The 13,845-nt window shown below is 60.2% G+C and carries 12 protein-coding genes and 1 pseudogene; 5 read left to right on the top strand and 8 right to left on the bottom strand.

Translation table 11 applies throughout. The features are described 5' to 3' along the window. Genes HU765_RS07640 through HU765_RS07630 form a run of 3 tightly spaced genes read right to left on the bottom strand, consistent with a single transcriptional unit; the run spans position 1 to position 1,767 of the window. Positions 1–276 carry a phosphopantetheine-binding protein gene (locus HU765_RS07640; protein ID WP_186619607.1) on the bottom strand — a complete coding sequence of 92 codons (276 nt, stop codon included), beginning with the start codon at positions 274–276 and terminating at the stop codon, positions 1–3. After that, positions 254–1,066 carry a lysophospholipid acyltransferase family protein gene (locus tag HU765_RS07635; protein WP_186619606.1) on the bottom strand — a complete coding sequence of 271 codons (813 nt, stop codon included), beginning with the start codon at positions 1,064–1,066 and terminating at the stop codon, positions 254–256. Before HU765_RS07635 ends, HU765_RS07640 begins: the two co-directional genes overlap by 23 nt. Continuing rightward, positions 1,042–1,767: a beta-ketoacyl synthase chain length factor gene (locus tag HU765_RS07630; protein WP_186549463.1), complete on the bottom strand. Its 726-nt coding sequence runs from the start codon at positions 1,765–1,767 to the stop codon at positions 1,042–1,044. The genes HU765_RS07635 and HU765_RS07630 overlap by 25 nt, the downstream gene beginning before the upstream one ends. Positions 1,768–2,123: 356 nt before the next feature. Here HU765_RS07630 and HU765_RS07625 point away from each other — a divergent pair, with 356 nt between their 5' ends. Further along, positions 2,124–2,894, top strand: a complete 771-nt coding sequence (locus HU765_RS07625) for a ParA family protein (RefSeq protein ID WP_186619605.1) — start codon at positions 2,124–2,126, stop codon at positions 2,892–2,894. A gap of 129 nt (positions 2,895–3,023) precedes the next feature. Here the strand turns inward: HU765_RS07625 and trxC are convergent, their stop codons facing one another. Next, complete coding sequence (trxC, locus tag HU765_RS07620) at positions 3,024–3,458, bottom strand: thioredoxin TrxC (RefSeq protein WP_186619604.1); 435 nt, start codon at positions 3,456–3,458, stop codon at positions 3,024–3,026. Positions 3,459–3,651: 193 nt separating this feature from the next. Here trxC and HU765_RS07615 point away from each other — a divergent pair. Then, positions 3,652–3,949 (top strand): annotated as a pseudogene (locus HU765_RS07615) (type II toxin-antitoxin system HigB family toxin). Next, complete coding sequence (locus tag HU765_RS07610) at positions 3,946–4,347, top strand: transcriptional regulator (RefSeq protein WP_186619603.1); 402 nt, start codon at positions 3,946–3,948, stop codon at positions 4,345–4,347. Before HU765_RS07615 ends, HU765_RS07610 begins: the two are co-directional and overlap by 4 nt. A 6-nt stretch (positions 4,348–4,353) precedes the next feature. Here HU765_RS07610 and HU765_RS07605 read toward each other — a convergent pair whose 3' ends face one another. From HU765_RS07605 to HU765_RS07590, 4 genes are all read right to left on the bottom strand, one after another. Then, entirely contained in the window at positions 4,354–5,817 is a 1,464-nt protein-coding gene (locus HU765_RS07605) for a protein adenylyltransferase SelO (protein ID WP_186619602.1), read from the bottom strand. A gap of 48 nt (positions 5,818–5,865) precedes the next feature. Next, positions 5,866–9,219 carry a mechanosensitive channel MscK gene (gene mscK / locus HU765_RS07600; protein ID WP_186619601.1) on the bottom strand — a complete coding sequence of 1,118 codons (3,354 nt, stop codon included), beginning with the start codon at positions 9,217–9,219 and terminating at the stop codon, positions 5,866–5,868. Positions 9,220–9,253: 34 nt separating this feature from the next. Continuing rightward, the gene (locus tag HU765_RS07595; RefSeq protein ID WP_186549451.1) at positions 9,254–10,996 is read right to left on the bottom strand and encodes a potassium/proton antiporter; all 1,743 of its coding nucleotides are present in this window, start codon (positions 10,994–10,996) and stop codon (positions 9,254–9,256) included. Between the two features lie 301 nt (positions 10,997–11,297). After that, positions 11,298–12,923, bottom strand: coding sequence for a methyl-accepting chemotaxis protein (locus tag HU765_RS07590; RefSeq protein WP_186619600.1), 1,626 nt, complete (start codon positions 12,921–12,923; stop codon positions 11,298–11,300). Between the two features lie 276 nt (positions 12,924–13,199). On the opposite strand from HU765_RS07590, the gene HU765_RS07585 reads away from it, so the two are divergent. Together HU765_RS07585 and HU765_RS07580 are read left to right on the top strand one after the other, a co-directional pair. Next, positions 13,200–13,430 carry a hypothetical protein gene (locus HU765_RS07585; RefSeq protein ID WP_007909525.1) on the top strand — a complete coding sequence of 77 codons (231 nt, stop codon included), beginning with the start codon at positions 13,200–13,202 and terminating at the stop codon, positions 13,428–13,430. Continuing rightward, complete coding sequence (locus HU765_RS07580; RefSeq protein ID WP_186619599.1) at positions 13,427–13,729, top strand: cell division protein ZapA; 303 nt, start codon at positions 13,427–13,429, stop codon at positions 13,727–13,729. The genes HU765_RS07585 and HU765_RS07580 overlap by 4 nt, the downstream gene beginning before the upstream one ends. Positions 13,730–13,845: the final 116 nt, after the last annotated feature.

Genomic DNA, 13,845 nt, shown 5'->3' with positions numbered 1-13,845 from the left:
TCAAGCTGCCTGTTTGGCCGTGACGAACGCCGCAAGGCTCGCCACGTTGGTGAAGTGGTTACGGGTGTCTTTGGCATCGGCGTCGATCTTGATGCCGTATTTTTTCTGGATCGCCAGACCCAGTTCCAGCGCGTCGACCGAGTCCAGACCCAGGCCTTCGCCAAACAGCGTCTGCTCGTCACCGATGTCGTCGGGGCCAACGTCTTCGAGGCCGAGGGCGTCGATGATCAGCAGTTTGATGTCACGCACCAGGCTAGCGGTGTTCAGTTCGCTCATCTTCGGCGAGCTCCTTAATGAAATAGTCATGCAAATAGTCGTTGAGCTTGCGCGAGGCCTGCGGTGCCGGCCCCTGCGCGGCGAAGGTCTGTGGGTCTATATCGGCCCCGACGCGAAAACTGAAGTGCACGCGGCGGCGGGGAATGCGATACCAGGGTTCGGCTTTGGTCAGGGTGGTCGGGTTGACCTTGATGATCACCGGAGTGACGATTTTCGCACCGCGCAGGGCAATCGAAGCGGCGCCCCGATGAAAGGCCGGTGCCTGCCCGGGCTGGGTGCGGGTGCCTTCGGGGAAGATGATCAGGGTCTGACCGTTGTGCAGTGACTCGGCGGCGGCATCGAGCATGTCCATGCTGCCGTCATTGCTGATGTATTCGGTGCGCCGCAGGGGGCCGCGGGTGAAAGGGTTCTCCCACAGGCTTTTCTTCACCACGCAATTGGCCTGGCGCACCAGACCGATCAGGAACACCACGTCGATCAACGAAGGGTGGTTGGCGATAATCATCTGCCCGGGGCGGCCGAGGCGTTCGGCGCCTTGGATGTCATAGGTCAGCACGCCAGTGCGGGCCATGAACCGCACGAAAAACCAGAACAGCCGACTGACCGTCTGCCGCGCGCGCCGCCGATGCACCAAGGCATCGCCCGGCAGGCAGGCAAGCAGAGGAAACACCAGCAGACGCAGGCACAGGCCGCCAAGCCCGAACAGGGCGAAGCTCGCCGCGGTGGCAAGCAGGCGCCAGTAATAGGCGTCGCGGTTCTTCTCGGTCACGGGTTGCGTTGCCAGGTCCATACACGATTTTTCCAGGCATGTTGGCAATGGGTTTGCTGGCCGAGCAGGGTGCGCAGCAGGTTGAGCGCGTGCGGCCAGTGCGCCTTTGACTGGATTTTTGTGCTGCTGTTCAGCGTCAGCCGCCAGTCGGTACCGGCAGTGATCAGCAGCGCGAGCGCGTAGGGGAACGGCACATCGTCAATCCACTGCGAGTACGCTTCAGGCGGTTGTTCTTCGGTCACGATCAGCAACACTGCCGGGGCACCTTCAGCGAGCAACGCCGCGGCTTCGAGCATGCCGTGTTCGAGGCCGTCGCCGGCGGCGGCAAGGGCGGTCATCTCGCTGGTTTCGCCACGCATGATCGACCACAGGCCGATGATCGCGTTGTGCACCGAAAGGCTGAACTGGGTCGGGGACAGCGGCTGGTCGGTTGCCAGATCACTGAGGATGTCGAATGTGCGCGGCGTTTCGCCGTGCCGCGAAACGAACACCAATGGCAGGTTGTCGCGTCCCTCGGCCAGTGGCCAGCCAACGCTGAAAGCCATCCGCGCCAGACGGCTGAGGCGACGGCGTTGCATGGCCGGCAGAAACGACACATCGGGCGCGGCATCGCTGCTCTGCAGCACCACCGGTTGCCGGCTCCAGGCCTGCCAGGCGTCCACGCTGTCGAGCCCCGGGGCCCATGCGCGCCATTGGGCGATGTTGAAGTTGATCACGGACATTCATCCCGCCCCTGCGGGCTTTCGTTGACGCGTTGGATCGCCAGCGCCGCAGCAGGCTTGGCTTGGCGCTTAGCGCCGGGTGGCGCGCATTATCCCGGTGCGACGGGTGTCTAGCAAATGCTGGTTACATTTTGCCCAACAAAATGTACTGAGCGGTTCGCTGGATAACTGTCACTTGGCCATTATCCAGAATCTCCGCGGCCTGTCTGTCAGGTGTCTCTGTATTCTCACGCGGTTTTCTCCACGCCCGGATGTCGACATTTACACCTCAAGGCGTAGTCCCTGTCCGTGGAGGTAGCGAAGCGAGGTCGCCCGCATCTACACTCGGTCATTCTTTGATACACGGAGGTTTGGTCATGCGGCGCGTGGTGTTCAATCAGAAAGGTGGCGTAGGCAAATCCAGCATCGCCTGCAACCTGGCCGCGGTCAGCGCCAGCGAGGGTTATCGCACGTTGTTGGTGGATCTGGACGCCCAGGCCAACTCCACTCAATACCTGACCGGGCTCACCGGTGACGACATCCCGATGGGCATCGCCGACTTCTTCAAGCAGACCCTGTCGTCGGGGCCGTTCTCAAAAAAGAATCAGGCGGATATCTACGAAACCCCGTTCGACAATCTCCACATTATCACCGCCACGGCGGAGTTGGCCGACTTGCAGCCCAAGCTTGAAGCCAAGCACAAGATCAACAAGCTGCGCAAGTTGCTGGATGAGCTGTCCGAAGACTACGACCGCATCTACCTCGACACCCCGCCGGCGCTGAATTTTTACGGGGTATCGGCACTGATCGCGGCGGATCGGGTGTTGATTCCCTTCGATTGCGACAGTTTCTCGCGTCAGGCGCTGTACGGCCTGATCGCTGAAATCGAAGAGTTGAAGGACGACCACAACGAAGGTCTGGAGGTGGAAGGCATTGTGGTCAACCAGTTTCAGGCCCGCGCCAGCTTGCCGCAGCAGATGCTGGATGAACTGATTGCCGAAGGGCTGCCAGTGTTGCCGGTGTACCTGAGCAGCTCGGTGCGCATGCGCGAATCCCACCAGGCGAGCATGCCGCTGATCCACCTCGATCCACGGCACAAGCTGACGCAGCAGTTTGTGGAATTGCACAATCTGCTGGAAGACCACTGATTCCCCGAATACACACTGCCCCCTGTAGGAGTGAGCCTGCTCGCGATAGCGTCCTTTCATCCAACGCAAATGTTGAATGTGACGGCCTCATCGCGAGCAGGCTCACTCCTACATTGGATTTGTGTGTGGTCAGATACCTTGGCTACGCAGCCACGCCAGCAACTGCGGCAACGGAAACGCGCCACTCTGCCGTGCCAGTTCCTTGCCGTTTATAAACAGTATCAGGCTCGGGATCGAGCGAATCCCCAACTGCGCCGATAACTGCTGATTCGCCTCGCTGTCCAGTTTGGCCAGCCGACACTTGCCCGCCAACTGTGCCGCCGCCTGTTCGAACACCGGCGCAAACGACTTGCACGGCCCGCACCAGTCCGCCCACACGTCCACCAGCAACGGCAGATCGCCCTTGATCTGGCTGGCGTAGTCGCCTTGCGTGAGTTCAAAGGGTTTGCTCAACAGCACTGCGGATTTGCAGCGCCCGCACTTGGGCTGGTCAGCGAGACGCTCGGCGGGGATGCGGTTGAGGCCGTTGCAGGTGGGGCAGGGGATGAGGAGAGGGGTTGTCATGAGCGAAATCCAGAAGAGAGCTGATAACACGTAGTTTGAGACGTTTGCTCATATTTTCAATCGTGCACGGTGCGAGGTTAGACCTAGGCTGAGATTTACCGGACTCACCGTCGGTCTGTCTGCCTCTATCGCACATTGCGATAATCGCACCCTTCGATTAACTTTCCATAGCAGAATGCGATAAGGATGTTGCATGCATGTGTTCAGCGAAAAACCCATCAGAGAGGCCAAGGAAAAATGGCCACAAACGGCAAGCGCACTGGCGCAGTGGTTTCGACTGGGCAAAGAGAAGCTGTCCCAAGGACTTCTCGGCGATGAAATCGATATTTCCTGCGGTCGACAAGGTGGACCAGTTTCATGTCTTTGACCTGGGCGGCAACAAGCTGCGACTGATCGCTTTTGTCAGTTATCGATCGCAGAGGTTGTACATAAAATATGTTCTGGATCATCGCGAATATGATCGGGGCAAATGGAAGGAAGCGAAGGTATGAGCGTTTTGATCAAGACAGTGGCTGAGCACTGGGAATATGTCGCTCCGCTGGTTCGCAAGCCGAAGAGCGAAGAGGATTACGACGTCTTGGTGCGGGCGGTCGATGAGATTCTCGAAATAACCGGGGAAGATGAATCGCATCCATTGATGAGCCTTTTGGACATCATCGGTGACTGGATCGAGGAATGGGATCGCACCCATCATCCGATGGCTGAAGCGAGCGGCGAAGAAGTGCTTGGCTATATGATGCGCGAACACGGCCTCACTCAGAGCGACCTTCCTGGCGTGGGTACTCAATCAGTCGTTTCGGAGATTTTGAGCGGTAAGCGAAAGCTCAACCTGCGCCAGATCCGCTGGCTGGCTGAGCGTTTCAATGTACCGATCGAGGTGTTTATCTGAATCGATTCACGACGAACAACTGATCTCTAAATGCTTGCCCCACTCCGGTGGCCGCTCGGCATAACCTTCCATCCCCGGCTGCTCTTCGAACGGGTTGCTCAACACTGTGTGCAGTCGGCGAACCTCTGAGTAATCGCCTTGTTCGGCGGCGTCGATGGCTTTTTGCGCCAAGTAATTGCGCAGGATGTACAGCGGATTGACCGCGTGCATCCGCGCGCGGCGTTGTTCCTGGTCGGCATTGCCGTCGCGTGAAGCCCGCGCGACGTAACGCTCGCCCCAGGCATCGAATCCCTTGATATCGACGAAGTCATCGCGCAACCGCGCGATCGCCTGTTCGGCTGGCTCTTCCCCGAGTCGGCGCCAGAACAGCGTGTAATCGACGCCGCTGTTCTGCATCAGTTGCAGCAAGTTCTCCAGCAACTGCTGATCATCGTCCTCAGCGGTGGTGAAGCCGAAGCGGCGGCGCATCAGGTCGAGGTAGTGCGCCTGGAACAGCGGCAGGTACAAACCGAGGGTTTCACGCAGGGCATCGACACTGATGAACGGCGTCAGTGCCTGGGCCAGGGCGCTGAGGTTCCATTGACCGACCGGTACCTGATTGCTGAACGAGTAGCGGCCCTGATCGTCGGAGTGGTTGCAGATGAAGTGCGCGTCGAAATCATCAAGGAAGGCGAACGGGCCGAAGTCGAAGGTAATGCCGAGGATCGACATGTTGTCGGTGTTCATCACGCCGTGGCAAAAGCCGTAGGCCTGCCACTTGGCGATCAGTTCGGCATTGCGCTCGACAATCTCGCGGAACATCGCCAGGTACGGTTCCGGTTGCTCGAGGCATTGAGGAAAATGCATCGCCAGTACGTGTTCGCCGAGCTGCTTTTGCTGCTCGGAGCGCTTGGTGTAATAGAAGTATTCGAAGTGGCCGAAGCGGATATGGCTGGGTGCCAGACGCAGCACCATCGCCGCGCGCTCCTGCTTTTCACGCCAGACCGGGGTGTCGGAGCCAATCACGCAGGCGGCGCGGGAAGAAGGAATGTTCAGCGCATGCAACGCTTCGGAGGCAAGGAATTCACGAATCGAGGAGCGCAGCACCGCGCGGCCATCGCCCATGCGTGAGAACGGCGTCTGCCCGGCGCCCTTGAGGTGCAAGTCCCAGTGTTCGCCGGCGTTGTTGTACACCTCACCCAGCAACAAACCGCGACCGTCGCCCAACTGCGGGGTATAGCCGCCGAACTGATGGCCGGAATAAACCATCGCCCGTGGCTCGGCATCGGCCCACAGCTTGTGGCCGCCAAACACATGCGCGAATTCTTCGGTTTCGGCGCTGGCCGGGTCGAGGTCCAGTAAGGCCAGGGCTGCCGGGCTGGCAACGACCAGACGCGGATTGTCGATCGGCTCGGGCAACACGTGAGCGGAGAACGCGTCGCCCAGACGGGCGAAGCGGTTGTCGAAAGTCAGTTCGTCGAGGGCTTTCACGGGCCGGCTCCAGCAGAATGTCCGAGCATTCTGCTGGGACCTTGTCGGTTAGTCGAGTTTGCTCGGTGGCGGTTCCGACAACGGTTTCTGCGCGTCGACGATCGGCACGATGGTTTTGTTCTCCGGCTCTACGGGCACCATCTTGTATTCCTGACCGTGGAGGTTCTTCAGGTAAACCTCCATCTGCCGGAACGAAATGTTGATGTGCTGCTTCTTGAACTCGCGGTTGATGAAGCGGTTGACCTCATCGAGCACCGGGTTACGGTCGCCCAGATCGCGCACGTGCATGCGCAGCTCGTGGTCGAGGGTGCTTTCGCCGAAATTCAGGAAGTACACGTGCGGCTCCGGTTCCTTCAGCACGCGCGGGTTTTCGCGGGCGGCTTTGAGCAGCAGTTCCTTGACCAGATCCAGATCCGAGCCGTAATCGACGCCGAGTTTCAGCGTCACGCGGGTGATGGTGTCGGTCAGTGACCAGTTGATCAGTTGCCCGGTAATGAACGTCTTGTTCGGGACAATGATGTCCTTGCGATCGAAATCGGTGATGGTCGTGGCGCGGATGCGGATCTTGCTCACCGTGCCGGACAGGTTGCCGATGGTGATGGTGTCGCCGATCCGTACCGGGCGCTCGAACAGGATCATGATCCCGGAGATGAAGTTGGCGAAGATCTCCTGCATACCGAAACCGAGACCCACCGACAGTGCCGCGACCAGCCACTGCAACTTGTCCCAGCTGACGCCGAGGGTCGACAGTGTGGTGACAAAGCCGACGCCGGCAATCACGTACGACAGCAGCGTCGTTGTGGCGTAAGCACTGCCTTGGGCCAGATTGAGCTTGGACAGCACGAACACTTCGAGCAGACCCGGCAAGTTGCGGGCGAGGGCGAACGTGATACCGATGATGATCAGCGCGCCGAGCATGTCGCCGATGCTGATCGGCACCATGCTCATGTTGGCGCCGGTGCCGCTGGTGTATTCGTAGAGGGTGATGTTGTCCAGGTACGAGAACACCGAGATCAGGTCCGACCAGACCCAGTACAGCGCTGCGATGAACCCGCCGAGCAGGGCCAGGCGGATCAGGCGCAGGGATTGTTCGTTGACCTTTTCGATGTCCAGGGTTGGTTCTTCGATCACCGCTTCGCCGTCGCCGGCTTCTTTGGCTGCCTGCCGTTTGGCCAGGGCGCGCTGGTAAGCCAGACGCCGCGCGGCCACGCTCAGGCCGCGAACGAAGGTGGCTTCAATCACCAGCCAGAACATCAGAAGGTACAGGGTGTTGATCAAACGGTCGCTGAGTTTCAGCGCGGTGTAGTAGTAGCCGAAGCACACCGCGACGAACAGGGCGATCGGCAGCAGGGTGAACATCACACCCACGGCCTTGCGGAACAGCGAGGCATTCTGGTGCGTCGGGCTGCTGATCAGCAGGCGGCTGAGCAGCCACGCCATCAGCGCGTAGCACGTCAGCACCACCGGCATGCCGAGGACGTCGTCGGCGAGTGCCGCCGGTTGCAGTTCGGCGACGGCGACCACGGCCACCAGCGCCATGACCACCAGGCCCAGTCGGCGCACCCAGCCCTGAAGGAATTCGACCTGCGGTTTCTCCCAGCGGAAGTGCAATTCCGCCACGCCGCCCGGCGCGAGAATCCGGTAAGCGGTGTAGAACACCAGCCAGGCCTGGCCCATCTGCAATAGCGCCGCGCCCATATTGGCGTTCTGCCCGCGTGCGTCGATCTGCAACGCCAGACCGCACAGCGCCAGGCCCAGTGCCACCGGCATCGCCAGCAGAATATTGATCAGGATCGCCTGAGGCGTATGCCACTGGCTGTCGCGCTTGAAGTGGCCGATGTCCTGGTGAACCTTGTTCAACCGTCCATACAGACTTTTACGCCGCCAGAGTAGGGCGCCAATCAGCAATGCCAACGGCAGGAACAGCAGTGGGCGCTGGGTCAGGCCGTCGGTCAGTTCGCTCAGGCTCGACGCCCATGGCAGGGTGTTGACCTGTCGTTGCAGGCGTTCCGGCACGCCGCGCATCCACTCAACGTCCAGTGGCTTGTTGCTGGGGATCCAGAACATTTGCTCATCGAGGGTCGCACGCAGGCTTTGCGCGGTGCTCAGCAGTTGTTTCTGATTGAGCTGCAGGGTGATCGACTCATTGAGCATCGCGCTCAGTTCGCGGTTCAGTCGTTCCAGCAAGTCAGTGCGGGTGTTGGCCAGCTCCAGCAGGCTCTTGCGCAATTGCGGGGTGACCTGTTCCGGTGGCTGCGTGGCGAGCAAGTTGTCGACATAGGTTGCCGGGTTGCTCAGCAGCTCGCGTTGTTGGCTGACATCGAACTGATAGAGGCGAATATCGGCAATCTGGTCGGCGAGGTCGCGGTCGACCTTCAAGTGAGGCAACGCCTGTTTCTGTTTGTAGAGAATTTTCGACAGCAGCAGGCTGCCCTTGAGCACGGCGATCTGCTCGTCCAGCGCCGAATCGCTCTGGGTCAACGAGTCGAGTTGCTGTTTGGTCTGCAGATTCTGCTGAGTGACTTCGTTAAGACGATCCGTGCTTTTCAGCAAATAGTCCGACAGTTTCAGGTTGGTGGCGCTCTCACTCGCCAGTAGGCTGCTGCCGCCGGCCTTCTGCGCTTCGATCGATTGTTGGGTGACGGTTTCCTGTGACTGCGCCAGACGCTTCTGGTTGATCAGCGTTTGCAGTTCCTGAATCTCGCGATCGAGGCGGTCGGATTTCTCCGAGAGCAAGTCGTGCTGGGCATTGCCCAGATCCTGCAACTGGGTGTTGCCGGCCAGTTCCTGGCGGCGCAGCGGAATCAGCGCATTGAGGGCGGCCAGCTCGGCATTCAACTGGTCGCGCTGTTCGGCGGTGACCGTTTTACCGGTGTCCTTGCCGGACTTGAGGATGTTGTTGATCTGCTGAATGCGCGTCTGGCTGGCGGAAATCTCCGCTTGCGCGCGCTCGGGCCGGGTCTGCGCCGTGATGATCAGGCTGTTGGCCTCGGCCAGGGCTTTTTGCAGGTCACTCTGCTGGGTCGAACGATCCGTGAGGATCTGCTCCAACTGCTGGATGGACTCCTTGGGAAAGCGCTGCGCCACCGGCACCACTGGCGTCGCTTTGAGGCGTGTCAGCTCGCGGGTGTTTTCGATGGTCTGCTTGGGCGCGGTCGCCAGTTGCTGTTTGAGGTCGATCAGCTTCTGCTCGTACTCGCGCTCGCTGTTCAGCTGATTGAGCGTGTTCTGCAGGACGGTTTGCATTGCCTTTTTATCGGCATCCGGCAGTTTGCTGTCGGCCAGCTTGTCGAGGCTGGCCTGCACGGCGTCGCTGGACGGTGGTTCGGCGGCGTACAGCGGGCCGACAGTAAGACTCAGGCCCAGCAGGGCCGCGGCGAAAAAGGAGCGCAGGGTAGGCATAGAGACCGGTCAAGCAAGTGAGAGTGGAGGCAGTTTAGAGGAAGAGTCCGGGGCCCGGGCGACTTCCTTCGGGGAATCTGACGCCCACTTTGCCGATCTTGTTCCCGTCCATGACCGCAACCGTCCAGTGGGTGTTGTTCCACTCCACCTGGTCGCCGACGATGGGGGCACCACCGACTTTCTGCGCAATGAAGGCACCCAGGGTCATGTCCGGATCGATGCCTTCAGCCGGCAAGCCGTAGAGAGCGGCAACCGCTTTAAGCTGGGCGTCTCCTTCGAGCACAAAGTCACCGAAGAAGCGCAGATCGAGGCCCCGTTGCGGCGCCTGGCTGAACAGTTTGCCGAGGGCTGGCAGGTTGTGTTCGTGGCCAATAACACACAGCAAATCATCGACTTCCAGCACCGTACTACCCGACGGATGGAGCAGTTGCTGGCCACGAAACAGCGCGGCGATACGCGTGCCTTCGGGCATTTTCAGCTCGCGCAGGGGCGAACCGATGCACCATTTCTCCGCGCCGAGCTTGTAAACGAACAGTTCCCACTCACTGGTCACGTGTACTTCCAGCGCCGCCCGGGAAATCGGCGCGGGCTCCGGCGGTACGGTCACCTTGAGCAGCTTGGCGACCCACGGCAGGCTCGTGCCCTGCACCAGCAGCGACACCAGCACAATGAAGAAGGCGAGGTTGAAGTACAGCTGCGCCTGCGGCAGACCGGCCATCAGCGGGAACACCGCGAGAATGATCGGCACCGCGCCGCGCAGGCCGACCCAGGAAATAAACGCTTTCTCGCGACCGTGGAACGCCTTGAATGGCAGCAGACCGACCATCACTGACAGCGGCCGCGCGAACAGGATCATCCACAGCGCCAGACCGAGGGCAGGCACGGCGATCGGCAGCAAATCATGCGGCGTGACCAGCAGGCCCAGCACCAGGAACATGCCGATCTGCGCCAGCCACGCCATGCCGTCGAGCATGTGCAAGATGCCGTGGCGGCTACGCACCGGGCGGTTGCCGATAACCAGGCCGCACAGATAAACAGCGAGGAAGCCACTGCCGTGCAAGGCGTTGGTCAGCGCGAACACCACCAGGCCGCCAGCGATGATCAGGATCGGATACAGCCCGGCCGCCAGGTTGATGCGGTTGACCAATTGCAGCATCACCCAGCCGCCGCCCAGACCGATCACGCCACCAATGCCGAATTCGCGGATCAGGTGCGTGAGCAGGCTCCAGTGCAGGCCGGTCTGGCCGCTGGCAAGCATGTCGATCAAAGTGACGGTGAGAAACACCGCCATCGGATCGTTACTGCCGGATTCGATTTCCAGACTGGCGCTGACCCGTTCGTTCAGCCCTTTGCCGCCGAGCAGCGAGAACACCGCAGCAGCGTCGGTCGAGCCAACAATGGCGCCGATCAGCAGGCCCTGAATCAGATTGAGGTCGAACAGCCACGCGGCGGCCATGCCGGTCAGCCCGGTGGTGATCAACACCCCGACCGTGGCCAGCGACAGCGCCGGCCATAACGCCACGCGAAAGCTGGAGACGCGAGTGCGCAAGCCGCCGTCGAGGAGGATGACCGCCAGTGCGAGGTTGCCGACCAGATAGGCCGTCGGGTAATTATCGAAAATGATCCCGCCGCCATCGACCCCGGCGGCCATGCCGACCGCGAGAATAATGACCAGAATCGGAATGCCGAGACGCGAGGAAAGGGAACTGACAAGAATGCTTGCGCCTACCAGCAACGCGCCGATCAAGAACAGGCTGTTGATGGTCGTCGCATTCAAAGGCAGTACTCCAGAAGCGGAAAGACGGGGCACAAACTGACCATGCAGTCTGCGTGCCAGCGATTCTAACCTGTTGAAATGTGATGCTGTCAAAAAGCTTTTCGGCAGCATCCACTGAAAGTGCGGCGAGTGATGACTGTGGCGAGGGGATTCATCCCCGTTAGACGGCGCAGCCGTCGTAAAACCGATGTATGCGGGTCTTCAGATGAAATCGCATACGCGTTTTTGGGGCGGCTTCGCCACCCAACGGGGATAAATCCCCTCGCCACAGGGGAGTTTCGGCTGCTATCTCATGGGTGCGTTACAGGCTGAACCGCCCAACCATGTTGTTCAGGTCCAGCGCCAGGCGCGACAGCTCATTGCTCGCCGCACTGGTCTGATTCGCCCCGGTCGCCGATTGCACCGACAGGTCACGGATGTTGACCAGGTTGCGGTCGACTTCCCGCGCCACCTGCGCCTGCTCTTCGGCTGCGCTGGCAATCACCAGGTTGCGCTCATTGATCTCGACGATGGCGCTGTTGATGGTGTCCAGCGACATCCCGGCGCCACGGGCGATGTTCAGCGTCGACTCGGCGCGCTCGGTGCTGTTGCGCATCGAATCCACGGCGTGTTCGGTGCCGCTCTGAATGCTGCCGATCATCCGCTCGATTTCGCTGGTCGATTGCTGGGTGCGATGGGCCAGGGCACGCACTTCGTCCGCCACCACCGCAAAACCACGACCGGCCTCGCCAGCACGTGCGGCTTCAATCGCCGCGTTCAGCGCCAGCAGGTTGGTCTGGTCGGCCAGGCCGCGGATCACATCAAGGACTTTGCCGATGTCACGGGACTCGTTGGCCAGATCACCGATCAGCGAAGCGGTGCTCTGCACGTCGGCGCTCATGCGTTCGATGGCGCTGACGGTTTCCTGTACCAGATCGCGACCGTCGCCGGCCGAGGTGGTGGCGTTTTTCGAAGCTTCCGAGGTGCTGACCGCATTGCGTGCGACTTCTTCCACGGCGCTGGTCATCTCGTTGACGGCAGTGGCGGCCTGTTCGATTTCGTTGTTCTGCTGCGTCAGGCCGCGAGCGCTTTCATCGGTGACGCTGTTCAATTCTTCGGCGGCGGACGCCAGTTGCGTGGCCGAACCGGAAATACGCTGCAAGGTGTCACGCAGCTTGGATTGCATCTTCGCCATGGCCGCCAGCAGGCGTCCGGCTTCATCTTCACCATCGACATGGATCGGCTGGGTCAGGTTGCCCTCGGCGATGGTCTCGGCAGCTTCCAGTGCTTTCGAAATCGGCTTGGTGATGCTCACGGTCAGCAGCCAGGCGAACAGCATGGTCAGACCGCCGGCGATCACCAGCAGCGTGACGACCAGATCGAACGACATCGAATACTGATCCTTGGCGCCTTGGTCGGTCTCGGCGATTTGCTGGGTGTTGATCTCCAGCAAACGTGCCAGAGCGGTGTTCACCGCTTCAGAGTTGGTCAGCAAATCGCTATTGAGCAACTGCCGCAGCTCGTCGACCTGATTGTTGCGCGATAAGGTTTTCATGCGCTCTTCGAGCTGACGGTACTGCGCCAGCAACTGCACGTACTGATCGTACGCCGCACGTTCCTCGGGGCTGGAGATCAGCGGCTCGTAAGCGCGTTGCGCATCGGTAATCTGGCGGTTGCGCATGTCGAACAGTTCGATGGTTTTCTGCTGCACGTCCGCTTCACGGTTGATCAGCAGGCGATATGACAACACACGCAGACGCAGGGTCAGTTGGGTGAATTCGTCGAGGGCCTTGATCGATGGCACGCTGGCGGTGGCGATGTTTTCGCCGGCCGCGCGAATTTTGCTCATCTGGTTCAAGGCGAACACGCCGAGAATCAACATCAGGCCGCCGATCAGGGCGAAACCGGTGAACGCCCGTGGGGCGATATTCATATTGCGAAGGGACATGGGCGGATACCGAAAAGGGCCGCATCCATGCGGGTTGAGCTGCTGTATGGCTGACTTATCGGTCATACGACTAAAGTCTTGAGGTGGTGTGCGTATTTGTCGCATCTGCCCCCAAGCGACGAAGTGCAGGAACCAGATCGGCAGATCACAGTCTTTTAAACTCGCAGGAACGGTCCGCCGCCAGGAAAATCAAGGCTTTGCAGCGGTTTAACCCTGGCATCTGTGGTGACTTTTCTTTATCGTACGCGCCCTTTGAAAAACGCTTGGAAGATCAAAATGTTGGAAGCATCCCTCAGCCAATTGGAACAGCTCGTCAGCGACCTGGTGCAGCAGAACCAGACCCTCGCGCAGACCAACCAGACCCTGTCCACGGAACTGGCCCAGGCCAAGGATGAAAACGAAAGCCTGCAACTGAACCTGATGGAGCAGGAAGAAAAGCACGGTGCCACTGCCGCACGCATTCAAGCCCTGGTCGACCGCGTCAACGCCGGTCCTGTCAGCGCATGAACCACGGCACAGCAGGGGTAAAAGTCATCTCCATTCTCGGGGAGGACTATTCGATCAAGGCACCGGCCGGGGAAGAACAGACCCTGCTGGACGCGGCCATGATGCTCAAGGCCACGCTGGAAGACACCAAGCGCAAATACCCGACCCTGATCGGCGACCGCTTGCTGGTGCTGGCGGCAATGAACCTGTGCTCGCAGCAGATCGAAATGAAGAAACAGCACCAGGAAGAACTCGACCGTTACCAAGAGCAAGTCAGCGCCACGGTCGACACCATCGCCAAGACCATCAATCAGGGTTGATCCGGTCGCTGGTGCGCAGATGAGTGGGTTCACGCTGAGCTGATGTGTCGTCAGCCCCGGCCCTTTCGCGGGCAAGCCCGCTCCCACAAGTATCGTGGTGATTCACTGAGTGCGTG

Source organism: Pseudomonas sp. SWRI81 (assembly GCF_014268545.1).
GTDB lineage: Bacteria > Pseudomonadota > Gammaproteobacteria > Pseudomonadales > Pseudomonadaceae > Aquipseudomonas > Aquipseudomonas hamedanensis.
This window is presented reverse-complemented; position numbering and strand designations above follow the sequence as displayed.

Excerpts from the sequence above, each read along its gene's own strand:
- mscK (WP_186619601.1), bottom strand. The coding sequence starts at position 9,219 with ATGCCTACCCTGCGCTCCTTTTTCGCCGCGGCCCTGCTGGGCCTGAGT.
- HU765_RS07630 (WP_186549463.1), bottom strand. The coding sequence starts at position 1,767 with ATGTCCGTGATCAACTTCAACATCGCCCAATGGCGCGCATGGGCCCCG.
- HU765_RS07590 (WP_186619600.1), bottom strand. The coding sequence starts at position 12,923 with ATGTCCCTTCGCAATATGAATATCGCCCCACGGGCGTTCACCGGTTTC.
- HU765_RS07635 (WP_186619606.1), bottom strand. The coding sequence starts at position 1,066 with ATGGACCTGGCAACGCAACCCGTGACCGAGAAGAACCGCGACGCCTAT.
- trxC (WP_186619604.1), bottom strand. The coding sequence starts at position 3,458 with ATGACAACCCCTCTCCTCATCCCCTGCCCCACCTGCAACGGCCTCAAC.
- HU765_RS07585 (WP_007909525.1), top strand. The coding sequence starts at position 13,200 with ATGTTGGAAGCATCCCTCAGCCAATTGGAACAGCTCGTCAGCGACCTG.
- HU765_RS07625 (WP_186619605.1), top strand. The coding sequence starts at position 2,124 with ATGCGGCGCGTGGTGTTCAATCAGAAAGGTGGCGTAGGCAAATCCAGC.
- HU765_RS07640 (WP_186619607.1), bottom strand. The coding sequence starts at position 276 with ATGAGCGAACTGAACACCGCTAGCCTGGTGCGTGACATCAAACTGCTG.
- HU765_RS07610 (WP_186619603.1), top strand. The coding sequence starts at position 3,946 with ATGAGCGTTTTGATCAAGACAGTGGCTGAGCACTGGGAATATGTCGCT.
- HU765_RS07580 (WP_186619599.1), top strand. The coding sequence starts at position 13,427 with ATGAACCACGGCACAGCAGGGGTAAAAGTCATCTCCATTCTCGGGGAG.